Origin of the sequence: Streptomyces sp. NPDC057137, from assembly GCF_042670825.1 — a bacterium.
Taxonomy (GTDB): domain Bacteria; phylum Actinomycetota; class Actinomycetes; order Streptomycetales; family Streptomycetaceae; genus Streptomyces.
This window is the reverse complement of sequence record NZ_JBHUUW010000033.1, coordinates 1-13,885: the sequence shown is the minus strand read 5'-3', so window position 1 is coordinate 13,885 and position 13,885 is coordinate 1. Positions and strand designations below refer to the sequence as shown.

Genomic DNA, 13,885 nt, shown 5'->3' with positions numbered 1-13,885 from the left:
ACCGGTGCCCCTCCCTGCGCCGGACCGTGTCCGATTCCCGCGCCGGTGAGCCCCTGATCTGCTGAAAGGGGCTCACCGGTGCTGCTCCACCCACCCCCCACACCCTGGGCCGCGGCATGTTCCGAGGCCCTTCCAAGGAGTGAATCCCTTGCGTAAGCGCCTTATCGGCCTGCTCGCCGCGACAGCATCGGCCGCCGCTCTCTCCCTGACGTCGCTCGCTCCTTTCTCGTCCGCCGCCGAGAAGGGCGCCGCCGACTTCATCGTCAGCGAGTCGCAGTTCAACCAGATGTTCCCGAACAAGAATCCCTTCTACACCTACGGCGGGCTGAACGCCGCGCTGAGCGCGTACCCGGGATTCACCGGGACGGGCAGTGACACCGTACGTAAGCAGGAAGCCGCGGCATTCCTGGCCAACGTCAGTCACGAGACCGGTGGACTTGTCCATGTGGTCGAGCAGAACACCGCCAACTACCCGCATTACTGCGACGCCTCACAGCCTTACGGCTGCCCGGCCGGCAACGACAAGTACTACGGCCGCGGGCCCATTCAGCTCAGCTGGAACTTCAACTACAAGGCGGCGGGGGACGCGTTGGGCATCGACCTGCTCAACAACCCGGATCTCGTGCAGAACGATTCCGCCGTCGCGTGGAAGACCGGCCTCTGGTACTGGAACACCCAGAGCGGTCCCGGCACCATGACACCGCACAACGCGATCGTGAACGGCGCCGGATTCGGTGAGACGATCCGCAGCATCAACGGCAGTATCGAGTGCAACGGCGGAAACCCCGCCCAGGTGCAGAGCCGTATTGACAAGTACACCCAGTTCACCGGAATCCTCGGTGTGGAACCGGGTGGCAATCTCAGCTGCTGACCCGGCCCTTGAGGCACGGCTGAGGGGTGGCACCGCCGACGACGGCGGTACCACCCCTCAGCGCTGCCGTCCGCTCAGCGCTGCCGTCCGCGCTATCTGTCGGCCTCGTCGTCGCCGCCGGTGCGCTCGCACCGCTCGTCCATGCCACCGCCCGCGTAGTGGATGTGGATGCCTTCCTCGCCCGGTGCCCGGTCGGGGCGCAGGATCAGCCGCTCGTCGTAGTCTCCGCCGTTCTGGCTCCGGTACGGGATCGGCTCGGTCTCCGGAATCGTCAGCAGCCGCTGCCGCAGCTGCCCCACGGCCGTCTTGTACTCGGCGTCGGACAGCTTGACCGCTCCGTTGACGACGAGCGGCGGCACCACGGTCATGCCGGGATACCACAACGTGCCGTGCAGCAGCGGGAACAGCACCTCGTTGATGTCGCCGTGGATGCCACGCGGTCCGGTCGTCGCCGCGTTGGCGCCGACCGTCGTCAGCACCAGGGCGCGCCTGCCGACGAGTCCGCCGCTGCCGTACCGCTGCGCCCTGCCGGTCTCGGGGTCGAGCACGCCCTGGGCGAAGCCCTGGATGAACAGCCGGTCGAACCAGCCCTTGAGGATCGCCGGCGGTCCGAACCACCAGAGCGGGAACTGCACGACGAGGGTGTCCGACCACAGGAGCTTCTCCTGCTCCCGGCGGATGTCCTCGCTGAGCGTGCCGTTCTCCAGGGCGTACTGGGACTCGGTGAGGACGTCGAGCCGCTCGTCGGGGTCGTGGTGGAAGTCGCCGGGGCCCACCACCGGGTTCCACTCCATGGCGTACAGGTCCGACTCGACCACCTCGTGCCCGTGTTCACGCAGCACGGCGATTCCCTCGTCGCGCAGCGCGCCGTTCAGCGAGCGCGGATCGGGGTGGGCGTACAACCAGAGCACCCGCACGGTCGACCACCTTCCTTTCCTCGGTACGACGACAGTGTTGATCAATCTTCCATGCTACTGCCGTCCCACCGGCGCCTCCTGGGTCCCGGACGCGGCACCGGACGCGGCACCGGCGGCGGCACCGGCGGCGGCACCGGCGCGGTGCTCGCTCGGCGTGACATGCCGCAGCCGCTTGAAGGCGACGCTGAGCGCGAAGGTGTTGGCGTAGCCGACCTCCCGGGCGATGGCGCCGACCGTGTCGTCCGTACCGCGCAGCAGGTCGGCGGCCAGGGAGATGCGCCAGCCGGTGAGGTACGTCATCGGCGGCTCACCGACCCGCGCGGTGAACCGGCGGGCCAGCGCGGCGCGCGAGACCCCCGACTCGGCCGCCAGCTTCGCCACCGTCCACGCCTCGGCCGTCCGATCGTGGAGCAGCCGCAGCGCGTGGCCGACCACCGGGTCGTCCGCCGCCCGGTACCAGGGCGGCGCCGGCGTCTGTGGCCGGTCGAACCAGCCGCGCAGCGTGGAGATGAGCAGCAGGTCCAACAGCCGGTCCAGCACGGCCTGTTGGCCGGGGCTGTCGCGGGCGGTCTCGGCGGCCACGAGCGCGAGCATCGGCGAGTGGCAGTCGGCGTCCCGGATGACCAGGACGGGCGGGAGCGCGCGGAGCAGCCGTTCGCTGACACCGCCCTCGTTCTCGTAGGCGCCGCTGAGCAGCACGGTCGCGTCGTCGGGAACGGCGGCGGGATCGCTCGTGCCGCAGTAGGCGGCCCGGTCGATCACGGCGCGGGGCGGGGTCCGGGGGTCGTCCGCGACGGTGTACGGCGCCGAGCCCCGGACGAGCGCGATGTCCCCGGCCCGTACGCGCACCGCGTCGCCCTCGGCGGGGACTAGCCACGCCTGCCCGCGCAGCACCGTGGCGAGCGTGAGCGGCGCGCCGGAGGCGAACCGCAGCGACCATGGCGCGTTCATGGCCGTGACGCTGAACAGGGCGCCGCGCGCCCGTACTCCGTCCAGCAGGTTCGTCAGCACATCCATGGCGGTCAGCGTAGACGCTCAGACATCGAAGTGAGCCTGACAGCCATGGATCGTCTCGGCCCCAGTGGCTTGACTGGGCCCATGAGAGACGACATGAGAGACGAACTGATTCTGGTGGTGGGCGGCACGGGTACGACCGGCGGCCGGGTGGCGGCCCGGCTGCGTGAGCGCGGAGTCGCCGTGCGGGTGGCGTCGCGCGGCGGTGCGCCGCGCTTCGACTGGACCAACCGGACGACCTGGGACGGGGCCCTGGAGGGTGTGACGGCGGTGTACGTCGTGCCGTTCGACGGGGAGTTGCTGACGCGGCCCTTCGTCGAACGTGCCGTGGCGCGCGGCGTGGCGAGGATCGTGCTGCTGTCGGGGCGCGGAGTGGATGTGCCGGGGTACGCCGGGGAGGCGAGCATGGCGGGCCCGACGCATGTCGACGGCGAGGCCGCGGTGCGCGCGCTGGGCATCAGAAGTGGCACCGGGGCTGGCACCGGAGGCGGCACCGGGTGGACGATCGTTCGGCCGGCCTGGTTCGCGCAGAACTTCAGCGAGGGCTTCTTCCTGAACGCGGTCCGCAGCGGCGAACTCCGGCTGCCGGCGGGCGACGGCGCGGCCTCCTTCGTCGACGCCGAGGACATCGCGGCCGTCGCCGTGGCCGCGCTCACCGAGGACGGCCACGACGGGCGGACGTACGAACTGTCGGGTCCCCGGGCGCTGACGATGGCCGAGGCGCTGGCCGAGATCTCCGCGGCGGCCGGGCGCGAGATCCGCTATGTGCCGCTGTCCCCCGAGGAGTTCGTCGCCGAGCTGAGGGACCAGGGCCTGTCCGCCGCCGAGGCCGCGGACTTCGCGGAGTCGCTGTCCCCGCTGCGGCGGGGGCTGGACAGCCATGTCTCCGACGGCGTACGGCGTGTGCTCGGCCGGGAGCCCCGCGACTTCCGGGACTTCGTGAAGTCGGCGGCGGCGGAAGGCGCGTGGCGTACGCCGGAGGGTGGCTGAAGGCCCGTCGGCGTTGGTCGGCGCCGTCAGACCGCCAGTTGGACCGCCACGGAGATCCCGCCCGCCATGAACGCGGCGCCGACCAGCATGAACACCACCTGCACGCCGTGCCCGTAGCCGTCGATCCGCATCCGCTCGGGCCGCCGCGGGTCGTAGCGGAGCCGGACCGGGGTTCCGGGCCGGAACCTGCCCACCCATGACCGCCCGTACGTCGACTCGACCTCCATGTGCCGGCCGTCATCGGTGACCCAGCCGACCACCGGGCGGTGGATCCGGCCTCCTTGCCCGTTGTGCGTCGTCTCCAGCCGGACCACCTGGCCCGACGCCCGGACTCCTACACGCCACAGCACGAGGGACCGCCAGAGACCGACGAATCCGATGCCGAAGACAACGGCACCCACGACGGCGAACCCGAGGGGGAACAACCAGCCAGGCACAGAACACGCTCCCTCGCGGCGCCGCTCACGGTCGCCGGTCGACTTCGGTACAGGTCAGGACGGGTCACGGAGGCCGCCGGTTGCCTCCTGCCCGACACGGGACGGCAGTTGGGTCCCGGCCGGCAGCAGGGGTGTACCCAGCAACACCCCAGACCGGGGTCGTACGCCCAATGTGCCCCCGTCCGATCGTGCGTAACTTCTCACCTGTGGCACAGAGAGTGTCCCAGGGAGAGCACCGAGCCCTGTGCACCCCCGCTGTTGAAGCGGTGGCACCGGCCGCCTGATGCAACCCCCCGCTCAGGCGCGGAGATGTCACACGCTCACGCCGCGAAGGGCAGCCGCATCCAGCGGCTGCCCTTAGTGGCGTCGGCGCCCTACGTCTCCGCGGTGGCCCGCATCTCCATGATGCGTTCGGAACCGTCGTCGCTCACGCGACCGGGTCCGCGGCGTCCGGCGGGTGGAGACTCAAGCCGACTCGGGTCCGTTGATCTTCTCTATCGCCTGCCTGGCGTGTTCGCCCGGCGTGCGGCCCGCGAGCGACGACACCGGGGCCGGTGGCGCCCCGACGGGCCGGCCGGGCTCCTGCGGGGGCTTCGCGTGGGTGGCCGAGCGGCTGCGCAGCCGGTGGCTGACCGCCTCGTCGAGGCTCACGGGTCGCTGCATCTGGTGCGCCAGCCGGCCGGCCTCCTGGCCGAGCGCGGCGACGTCCTCCCACTGGAGACGGACGACGAGACGCAGCTCGGCCTCACCGTCCGGGAGGGCTTGCAGATTGATGTACTCGTTCATGGGCCGGTCTCCTCGACGTCGCGGGGGCGGAGGTGCACAGAGGGATACGGGCGTCTCCCCCGGCATGTTCAGGAAGCCGGCCCCGGTACGCTGACCCGTCTATGCGCCGCTTCCCCCACACCGGCCCGCCGCGGCGCGGCCGGCCCGTCGTCCTCGCAGCTCTGGCCGTCGTGACGGCCCTCGCGGGTGCCGCGGGCTGCGCGGCCGAGACCGGGGCACGGGACGGCGGCCCGGCGCCCAGTCTGTCGCCGCCGGTCAGCTCCGCGCCGCTGTGGCCCGACTACGCGCCGCCGGAGCCGCCGGACAGGGGGGAAGCCGAGAAGCAGAGCTTCGAACGGTATCTGCCGGTCAAGGACGTCACCGTACCGGCGGGCGGACTGAAGAAGCTGTCGGTGCGGCAGTTGCTGACGAAGGACCCCAACGTGCCGGACTTCGTGCGTGCCGCGCTGCGGAGCTGCCCCGGAGCCGAGTGCGGTCTGCGCGACCCCGTCTACAAGGACCTGACCTCCGACGGGCGGGACGAGCTGGTGGTGGCGCTGGACGAACCGGCCTCCGGGCTGACGCTCATCCAGGTCTACCGGGCCTCGGGCGGGAGCGTGCGCCCGGTGCTGATCAACTTCGGACCCGTCGGGCTCACCGGCGAGACCTTCGGCACGGACCTGATCCTCACGTCGGCGGGCCAGACCGGCCGGGTCACCACCCGCTACCGGTGGAACGGCGAGGTGATGACCGTCGAGAATCCGTGGAAGGGGTCGGACGACGGCCCACGGGCGGCCGACCCGCTGGCTCCCGAGAAGGCGGTGCCTCAGGAGGCCCCGCCTCGGGAGACCCCGCCCGTTCCGCGACCGCGCACCGGCACGGACATCAGGGAGCCCACACCGTGATGAGATCGGCACGTCCGTCCCGGCCCGCCACGGCGGCGGCGGAGGCACATCTGCTCCTGGTCGAGGACGACGAGGTGATCCGCAACACCGTCCGGATGCTCCTGGAGCGGTACGGGTTCACCGTGTCCACGGCGGGCGACGGGCTCACGGGTCTGGAGATGTTCCGGGAGACCGACCCCGACCTGCTGCTGCTCGACGTCATGCTGCCCGACCTCGACGGCATCGGACTCTGCCGCCGGGTCCGCGAGCTGAGCCTGGCGCCGATCCTGATGATGTCCGCGCGCGGTGACGCCCTCGACGTCGTGTCGGGGCTGGAGGCGGGCGCCGACGACTACGTGGTCAAACCCTGCGAGAGCGCGGTGCTCGTCGCCCGTATCCGCTCCCTGCTGCGCCGGGTCTCGTTCTCGCCGGCCGGCGCGGGCGCGGCCTCCGACGCGCGGGCGGACTCCGCCGTGCTGGCCTTCGGCGATCTGACGGTCGACACCCGGGGCATGGAGGTACGGCGCGCCGGACAGGTGGTCGCGCTGACGCCCACCGAGCTGCGGATGCTCCTGGAGTTCGCGGGTTCACCCGGAGTCGTACTGGAGCGCCGTACGCTGCTCAGCCGGGTGTGGGACCACGCGTGGCACGGCGACACCCGGGTCGTCGATCTCCATGTGCAGCGCCTGCGGGCCAAGATAGGCGCCGACCGGATCGAGACGGTCCGCGGCTTCGGCTACAAGCTGCGGCGCTGACGATGGCCCTCAGATGGCGGATCGCGGCTCTGGTGGCGGCAGCCGCCTGCGCGGTCGCGGCGGCCGTCGGCGTACTGGTGCACGAGTTCTCCCGCAACCGTGAGCTGTCGCAGGCGCGTGAGTCCGCCCGCGTCACCCTCGACCGGGCTGCGGTGACCTACGCCCGCACCGGCGACGTCCAGGGCTCGGGCGCGGCCCTCGACGCGCCCGGACTGCCCGGTGGTCTGCGGGAGTTGGTCGCGGAGGGGCGCCGGGGGACGGAGTTCACCACCGGGTCCGCCGGGCCCGCGATGTGGGCGGCCCGACCCGCCGGGAGCCGGGTGCTCTCCGTACGTGTCGATCTGACCACCACGATGCGCGACATCGGCGCGCTCGACGCGAGCATCGTCGTGGCCGGTCTGATCACCACCGCTGTGGTGCTGCCGCTGGGCGTGCTGACCGCCGGGCGGATGAGCCGCAGGCTGCGTACGGCCGCCGGTACCGCGCGCCGTATCGCCGCCGGGGATCTGGACGCGCGGATCGCGGCGGGACCGCGGCCGAGGGACGAGATCGCCGACATCTCCACGGCCGTGGACACGATGGCAGGAGCGCTCCAGAAGCGGCTCCTGGGCGAACAGCGCTTCACCGCCGACGTGGCGCACGAGCTGCGTACACCGCTGATGGGTCTGGTGACGGCGGCCGAACTGCTGCCGGAGGGTGAGGCGGCCGGGTATGTGCGCGACCGGGTGCGGGTGCTGAGCACGCTGGTCGAGGAGCTGCTGGAGATATCCCGGCTGGACGCGGGGGCCGAGCACGCGGATCTGTCGCCGTGTCCCGTCGGACCGCTGGTGTGCGACGTCGTGGCGCGCACAGGACTGGACGCGAAGATCGTCGTGACGGGAGAGGACGCCGAGTCCGACGCGCGGTCCGACACCGGCATCGACACCGCGACGGTGCGGACGGACTCGCGACGGCTTGAGCGCATCCTCACCAACCTGGTGGTCAACGCGCACCGGCACGGCCGGGCCCCCGTCGTGATCACCGTGTCCGACGACGGCAGGACGGTGGCCGTACGCGACCACGGACCCGGCTATCCCACGACGCTGCTCGACGACGGCCCCCAGCGCTTCCGGACCGGCGCGCGCGAGCGCGGTACGGGTCATGGGCTCGGCCTCACGATCGCGCTGGGCCACGCTCAAGTCATCGGCGCCACGCTGGAGTTCGGCAACGCACCCGACGGCGGCGCCCTCGCCACACTCCGGCTGCCCCAGGTCCTCCCGCCCACCGAGGCGGACGTGGGGGACCTGGCCGACCTGGCGGACCGCTGATACACGGCTGATACAACTCCGCGCGCCGGCCGACACGTTGCTTCCCCTTGACGAAGATCTTCGGTGCCGAGGATGACGTCATGCGTATGCGTATCCGTCGCCTCCTCACCTGGCGCAAGGCTCTGGCCGCCTTACTCTCCCTGTGCTTCCTGATCATCGGGGCGTTCACCGTGCTGTACCTGGTCATCGACATCCCGAGACCCAACAAGCAGGTGAAGGCGCAGAGCAACGTCTATCTGTTCAGCGACGGCTCCAGGCTCGCCCGTACCGGCGAGGTCAACCGTGAGTCCGTACCGCTCGACAGAGTGCCCGAGGACGTACGGCGGGCATTCGTCGCGGCCGAGAACAAGGACTTCTACAGCGACTCCGGTGTCTCCCTCTCCGGCACGGCGCGCGGCGTCTTCAGCACGGTGACCGGCGGCGGCAAGCAGGGCGGTTCGACCATCACGCAGCAGTACGTGAAGAACTACTACCTCAGCCAGGAGCAGACGGTCAGCCGCAAGGTGAAGGAGCTGTTCATCTCCCTCAAGGTGGACCGGCACAACTCGAAGGACGACATCCTCGCCGGCTATCTCAACAGCAGTTACTACGGACGGCTCGCGTACGGCGTCCAGGCGGCCGCCCGCACGTACTACGACAAGGAGGTCGAGGACCTCGATGTCGAGGAGGGCGCGTATCTCGCGGCGCTGCTCCAGGCCCCCAGTCAGTACGACTGGGCCGTCGCGTCGCCCGCCGACAAGAAGCAGGCGAAGGCGCGTTGGGGCTATGTGCTGGACAACATGGTCGGCGAGGGATGGCTCGACAAGGACGACCGGCGGCGGATGCGTTTCCCGGTGCCCGTGGCGCCCAAGGCGTCGGCGGAGCTGGCCGGGCAGGCCGGCTATCTGGTGGACGTGGCGCGGCGTGAGCTGATCGACTCGGGAGTCGGCGAGCAGGAACTGGCGGCCGGCGGCTGGCGGATCACCCTGAACATCGAGCCGGAGAAGCAGCGGGCACTGCGCGAGGCGGTCGCGGCCGGGCTCTCCACGTCGGGCCGTGGTTCGAAGCCGAAGGCGAAGGCCCCGGAGCGGGATCCGGACCGGCAGGCGGGCGCGGTGTCCGTGGATCCGAAGACCGGGCGCATCGTGGCGCTGTACGGCGGCGACGACTATTTCGAGCACTACCTGAACAACGCGACACGCGCCGACTACCAGGCGGGGCCGACCTTCGCGCCCGTGGTCATCGCCGCACAGATCGAGGCGAAGGAGAGCCGCGACAGGACACTGGGTCCGGACATCATCAGAAAAACTGCGAAGAAGCTGGGGATGACGGCGGACCCGGCCGGCTTCGGCGCTCCGCAGGCGATGTCCCTCGGGCTGATGGGCGCGAGTCCGCTGGAGATGGCGGGGGTCCACGCCACGCTGGCCAACGACGGCAGGAAGGTCACCCCCTCGATCGTGAAGTCCGCGCGGCGCGGCGACCGGAGTGTCGATCTGCCGGACGCGATCGGCGACCGGGTGATCGGCAGCATGTCCGCGAAGTACGCGCACGCGTCACTCTCGGGGAAGGCACGTGCGGGAGGAACGTCGTGGCCCGACAAGGGCGTTCCGCCACTGCTGGACGCGGCCGACGCGAGTGGCGACACGGACGCCTCGGGTCATACCGACGACAGGAAGGCGGAGTGGTTCATCGGTTCCGCCCCGGACCTGATGACCTCGATCGGACTGTTCGGCGAGAGCGCCAAGACGGGGAAGCAGGTGACGCTCAAGGACATCCAGGACAGCCCCGCCGCCCGGATCTGGGGCGCCTATCTCACCTCGACGACGGACGAACCCACGCCCCTGGACGGTTCTTGACGGTGCGTCAGGACAGTCGTACGCCGGCCCGCCCCACCCCCGTTCGAGGGGCGGGACGGCGCACGCCGTCCCTCGTACATCGGTCACCGGGACCGGACGTCAGTCGCCGGCCCCGGGCCGCTCGTCCAGTTCGTCGGGAAACTCCCGGTCGCCGGCCTGCGGCGGCTGCGGGCCGTGACTCGTCATGATGACCGTCTGCTCGACCCGTACCATCCGGAACACGTCCTCCGCGATGATCACCTGGTCCTCACCCCGCTCCACCGCGTCGGCGGCCCGGCCGAACCGGCCGGCGAACTCCCCCGCGTGCGCGGCCCGTGCGCGCAGGACCGCGCCGAGATCGAGCCGGGCCTCCTCCTCGAAGGGCACGGCCGGGAACAACTGCCGCCAGCCGCCCTCCTCGTGGATCATCGCGGCGTAGGCCGTGTAGTGGGACACGGACATCCGCTCCCAGTCGGGACCGTCCACCCGGAACTCCTTGCGGAGTTCCTCCTCACGCTTCCCGACCTCCAGCAGCCGCCGGGCCGCCGCGTCGTCGAATCCGTCATCTGCGCTCGCGTCCATACCCCCAGCGTGCCGCACCGCGCGTCGCCGGGCGCGGGGAATCAGCTATATGCCGGGGTCAGGGCTGCCATACACCGGTGCGCGCGACATCCGCGGCGAACTCGGTGAAGTCCTTGGGCTTACGGCCCAGGGCCTCCTCGACGCCGTCCACGAGGTGCGCGTTGCGCCCGTCGTTGATCAGCTCGAAGAGGTCGGCGAAGTCCTCCGGAGCGCCCACCGAGACGAGGAAGTCACGGTAGTCCTCCAGCGCGACCGGTGCGTAGGTGATCTCCCGGCCGGTGGCCTTGGACAGTACGGCGGCGATCTCACCGAAGCCGAGCAGCCGGGGTCCGGAGAGCTCGTACGTCCTGCCGATGTGGCGGTCGTCGGTGAAGGCCGCGACGGCGACGTCCGCGACGTCGTCCACATCGACGAAGGGCTCGACCGCGTCACCGGTCGGCAGTGCCAGCTCCCCCGCGAGCACGGGCTCCAGGAAGAAACCCTCGCTGAAGTTCTGGCTGAACCAGCTGGCCCGGACGACGGTGACATCCGCGCCGCTGTCCTTCACCTTGCCCTCGGAGATCAGGGCGCCTTCCTCGCCCCGCCCGGAGAGCAGCACCAGCCGGCGCGCGCCCTTGGCGACGGCGCGCCGCGCGAAAGCCCCGACGGCCTCGGCCGCGCCGGGGAAGGCGAGGTCCGGGTAGTAGCAGAGGTAGACGGCTCCGACACCTTCCAGTGCGGCGTCCCAGGTGTCGGGCTTCTCCCACACGAAGGGGATCTCGCTGCCGCGCGAGCCGATACGCACCGGCAGTCCGCGCTCGGTGAGCCGCTCCGCGACGCGCCGCCCGGTCTTGCCCGTACCGCCGGTGACCAGGGTCAGCCTCGGCGCCGCCGCCTGCGTGTTCTCGGTGTTGTGCGTGTTCTGTGTCATGGCTCAAGTCAATTACGGGCCGGGCCGGCCGAACATGGCCACGAAGCTCACTCGCATAAGCGTGCGTCTACGTCCCCCGGTGAAGTCTCCGCCCGATGACTCCCCGGTACTCCCCGCGCAGTAGTCGCGGCCCATCCGGCGAGTGGATGCGCCATGAGCCGTACCCGGTGGAGTCTGAACGACGACGGAACACGCGTGGAAGACGGGGAGAAAGAGCATGGACAGGGATCTGGCCGAGTTCGCCCGACGGTGGGAGAAGGCCGAACTCGGCGGTGACGTCGACGCGTTGGACCGGTTGCTCACCGACGACTTCCGCGGGGTCGGTCCGCGCGGATTCATCCTCGACAAGGCGCAGTGGCTGGAGCGCTACGCCTCGGGCCACCTCATCCATGACGCCTTCGACTGGACGGAGGTGGAGGTGCGCCGGCACGGCGAGGCGGCGGTGGCCATCGGTCTGCAGCGCCAGCAGAGCATCATCGACGGCCGGGACGCCGACGGGCGCTTCCGTGCGACCCAGTTCCTGGCCAGGGACCAGGACGGGGGCGGGTGGCGGCTCGTCGGCATCCACGTGAGTGCCATGGCCGAACCGCTGCCCTGAGTCCCGGCCCCGGCCCATTCCTGTGGGCGTGCGATCAGTCCTGTACGGCGATCAGTCCTGTACGGCGGCCAGTTCGCGTACGGTCGCCATGTCGCTGAACGGGATCAGCGCGTCCCCGACGGTCTGGTACGGCTCGCTGCCCTTCCCCGCGATCAGGACGATGTCGTTCTTGCCCGCCGCCGACAGGGCGAACTCGATGGCCGCGCGGCGGTCGGCGTACCGCTCGAAGCGGGTGCCGGTGGCGGCCAGACCGGGCGTGATCTGGTCGAGGATCGTCTCGGGGTCCTCGTGACGGGGGTTGTCCGAGGTGAGGACGCAGAGGTCGGAGTGGGTGCCCGCGATCTCGCCCATCTCCGCGCGCTTGGTGATGTCACGGTCCCCGCCGCAGCCGAACACGGTGATGACCTGCCCCGTGGCGAAGTCGCGGATGGTGCTCAGCACCTTGTCGAGCGAGTCCGGGGAGTGCGCGTAGTCCACGATGACCGACGTGCCGCGCGGGGTCTCGAAGCGCTCGAAGCGTCCGGGGATCGGAGGCATCCGGTCGAGCGCGGTGACCAGCCCGCGCAGATCGTGGCCGAGGAGGTGGCAGGCGGCGACGGTGGCGAGCGCGTTGGCGACGGAGAACCGGCCGGGTACGGGGATGGCCGCCGGGTATTTGCGGCCGGCGTGGTGCAGCGTGAAACGCGTACCGAAGGCGTCCATCGTGAGGTCGGTCGCCCGGTAGTCGGCGTCGGTGTCCAGCGCGTACGTGGTCACCGCGCCGGGCATGAGCGCGCCGATCCCGGCACCCACCGGGTCGTCGACGTTCACCACGGCCCGTCGGCAGAGCCCTTGGAACAGCCGGAGTTTGGCGTCCCGGTAGTTCGCCATGGTGCCGTGGTCGTCCAGATGGTCCTGCGTGAGGTTGGTGAAGATGCCGACGTCGATGTACGAGTGGTCGACGCGGTGCGTCAACAGCCCCATGGACGTGGCCTCCAGGACGACGGTGCTCACGTCGCGGTCGCGCATGACACCGAGCAGGTACTGGAAGTCGGGCGACTCCGGGGTGGTGAGCACCGACCGGGGCATGGGGATCAGTTCGTCACCGATGCGGCTGCCCGCCGTGCCGATGACACCGACCACGGCCTGCTCGGCGATCCGCAGCACGGACTCGACCATGTACGACACGGACGTCTTGCCGTTGGTGCCGGTGATGGCGACCATGTCCATCGCGAGGCCCGGGTCCCCGTGGTAGCGGGAGGCGACGACCGCGGCGGCGGTGCGGGTGTCCGGGACGCGTACGACGCAGACGGCCGGGTCGGACGCCCAGGCGGCCACCGGCAGATCGGCGGTCGCCGCGTCGACGAGCACGGCGACGGCGCCGCGCGCGAGCGCGGGTCCGACGGATTCCGGGCCGCCCTCGCGGTGGCCGGGGACCGCGATGAACAGCGATCCGGGTGACACGCGGTGGGCGTCGAAACAGGTTCCGGCGGTGATGGCCGTATCGGGATCGCCCTGCAGAATCTCGTGGTCGTGCCCGACGAGCAATTCGCTCAGCTTCACAGGGGGATCCTCTCGAAGGTACGGCTCGGCCGCCGTGCGGCGGTCACCGTGGAGGCGCCGACGGCACGCCGAAGCGTCGCGGGGGTGGGGCGCGGGTGCGGGTGCGGAATGCGGGGTGCGGGTGTCGCTGGAGGGCGCGATGGGGCTGGGGGGAGCGGGCGGCTCTGCACGCGAGTGCGGACGAGAAGAGGACGCCTCGGGGAGGAATTCCACCGGGCGCCGGAGGCCGAGAGTCGGCGGCGAACTTGCTAGCCGTGGCCGTGCAGGGCGTGGCACAGCGCGCACGAGGCCAGTCGGAGGCCCTCCGTCGCAGCATGTGTATTACCCATGAGTGCAGTGTACGTCCCACAGGGCTGTCCCGGCCCCCGTCGTCCCGTCGCATCCGGACCCGGCCGGCCCGGTCGGCGATCGAGGCCGGGACCTGGCGGCGCGACCCGCGGGGAGACGCGCCGGGGTGGGAACGCCGACGGCCGGTGGCCGGTCGTGATGACCGGCCACC

Annotated in this window: 14 protein-coding genes; 7 read left to right on the top strand and 7 right to left on the bottom strand. The window is 71.0% G+C overall.

Annotation, left to right across the window (positions count from 1 at the left end; all coding sequences use genetic code 11):
• Nucleotides 1–148 precede the first annotated feature (148 nt).
• Nucleotides 149–871, top strand: a complete 723-nt coding sequence (locus ACFT9I_RS24150) for a chitinase (protein WP_382567346.1) — start codon at nt 149–151, stop codon at nt 869–871.
• Nucleotides 872–963: 92 nt separating this feature from the next.
• Here ACFT9I_RS24150 and ACFT9I_RS24145 read toward each other — a convergent pair whose 3' ends face one another.
• Both ACFT9I_RS24145 and ACFT9I_RS24140 read right to left on the bottom strand, forming a co-directional pair.
• Nucleotides 964–1,788, bottom strand: a complete 825-nt coding sequence (locus ACFT9I_RS24145; protein WP_382567457.1) for an NAD(P)H-dependent oxidoreductase — start codon at nt 1,786–1,788, stop codon at nt 964–966.
• Nucleotides 1,789–1,842: 54 nt separating this feature from the next.
• A complete protein-coding gene (locus ACFT9I_RS24140) occupies nt 1,843–2,805 on the bottom strand; it encodes an AraC family transcriptional regulator (RefSeq protein WP_382567344.1) in 963 nt (320 codons plus the stop codon).
• A 93-nt stretch (nt 2,806–2,898) separates the two neighbouring features.
• Between ACFT9I_RS24140 and ACFT9I_RS24135 the strand changes: the two genes are divergently transcribed.
• Nucleotides 2,899–3,792 (top strand): NAD(P)H-binding protein, encoded by an 894-nt coding sequence (locus tag ACFT9I_RS24135; protein WP_382567342.1) that lies wholly within the window; start codon nt 2,899–2,901, stop codon nt 3,790–3,792.
• A gap of 26 nt (nt 3,793–3,818) precedes the next feature.
• On the opposite strand, the gene ACFT9I_RS24130 is transcribed toward ACFT9I_RS24135, so the two are convergent.
• Together ACFT9I_RS24130 and ACFT9I_RS24125 are read right to left on the bottom strand one after the other, a co-directional pair.
• On the bottom strand, nt 3,819–4,229 hold the full coding sequence (locus ACFT9I_RS24130) for a DUF3592 domain-containing protein (protein ID WP_382567340.1): 411 nt from the start codon (nt 4,227–4,229) through the stop codon (nt 3,819–3,821).
• Nucleotides 4,230–4,694: 465 nt separating this feature from the next.
• The gene (locus ACFT9I_RS24125; protein WP_354607137.1) at nt 4,695–5,015 is read right to left on the bottom strand and encodes a hypothetical protein; all 321 of its coding nucleotides are present in this window, start codon (nt 5,013–5,015) and stop codon (nt 4,695–4,697) included.
• Nucleotides 5,016–5,116: 101 nt separating this feature from the next.
• Between ACFT9I_RS24125 and ACFT9I_RS24120 the strand changes: the two genes are divergently transcribed.
• From ACFT9I_RS24120 to ACFT9I_RS24105, 4 genes are all read left to right on the top strand, one after another.
• Nucleotides 5,117–5,899, top strand: coding sequence for a hypothetical protein (locus ACFT9I_RS24120; RefSeq protein WP_382567338.1), 783 nt, complete (start codon nt 5,117–5,119; stop codon nt 5,897–5,899).
• Complete coding sequence (gene cseB, locus ACFT9I_RS24115; protein ID WP_382567336.1) at nt 5,899–6,633, top strand: two-component system response regulator CseB; 735 nt, start codon at nt 5,899–5,901, stop codon at nt 6,631–6,633. The genes ACFT9I_RS24120 and cseB overlap by 1 nt, the downstream gene beginning before the upstream one ends.
• Nucleotides 6,634–6,635: 2 nt before the next feature.
• Nucleotides 6,636–7,940, top strand: a complete 1,305-nt coding sequence (locus ACFT9I_RS24110) for an ATP-binding protein (RefSeq protein ID WP_382567334.1) — start codon at nt 6,636–6,638, stop codon at nt 7,938–7,940.
• Nucleotides 7,941–8,020: 80 nt separating this feature from the next.
• Entirely contained in the window at nt 8,021–9,775 is a 1,755-nt protein-coding gene (locus ACFT9I_RS24105; protein WP_382567333.1) for a transglycosylase domain-containing protein, read from the top strand.
• A 99-nt stretch (nt 9,776–9,874) separates the two neighbouring features.
• On the opposite strand, the gene ACFT9I_RS24100 is transcribed toward ACFT9I_RS24105, so the two are convergent.
• Together ACFT9I_RS24100 and ACFT9I_RS24095 are read right to left on the bottom strand one after the other, a co-directional pair.
• Nucleotides 9,875–10,336 carry a DUF5954 family protein gene (locus ACFT9I_RS24100; protein ID WP_382567331.1) on the bottom strand — a complete coding sequence of 154 codons (462 nt, stop codon included), beginning with the start codon at nt 10,334–10,336 and terminating at the stop codon, nt 9,875–9,877.
• A 58-nt stretch (nt 10,337–10,394) separates the two neighbouring features.
• Nucleotides 10,395–11,246 (bottom strand): NmrA family NAD(P)-binding protein, encoded by an 852-nt coding sequence (locus tag ACFT9I_RS24095; protein WP_382567329.1) that lies wholly within the window; start codon nt 11,244–11,246, stop codon nt 10,395–10,397.
• Between the two features lie 217 nt (nt 11,247–11,463).
• Between ACFT9I_RS24095 and ACFT9I_RS24090 the strand changes: the two genes are divergently transcribed.
• Nucleotides 11,464–11,844 (top strand): nuclear transport factor 2 family protein, encoded by a 381-nt coding sequence (locus ACFT9I_RS24090; protein WP_382567327.1) that lies wholly within the window; start codon nt 11,464–11,466, stop codon nt 11,842–11,844.
• A 51-nt stretch (nt 11,845–11,895) separates the two neighbouring features.
• Here the strand turns inward: ACFT9I_RS24090 and ACFT9I_RS24085 are convergent, their stop codons facing one another.
• Nucleotides 11,896–13,386, bottom strand: a complete 1,491-nt coding sequence (locus ACFT9I_RS24085; RefSeq protein WP_382567325.1) for a UDP-N-acetylmuramoyl-L-alanyl-D-glutamate--2,6-diaminopimelate ligase — start codon at nt 13,384–13,386, stop codon at nt 11,896–11,898.
• Nucleotides 13,387–13,885 lie beyond the last annotated feature (499 nt).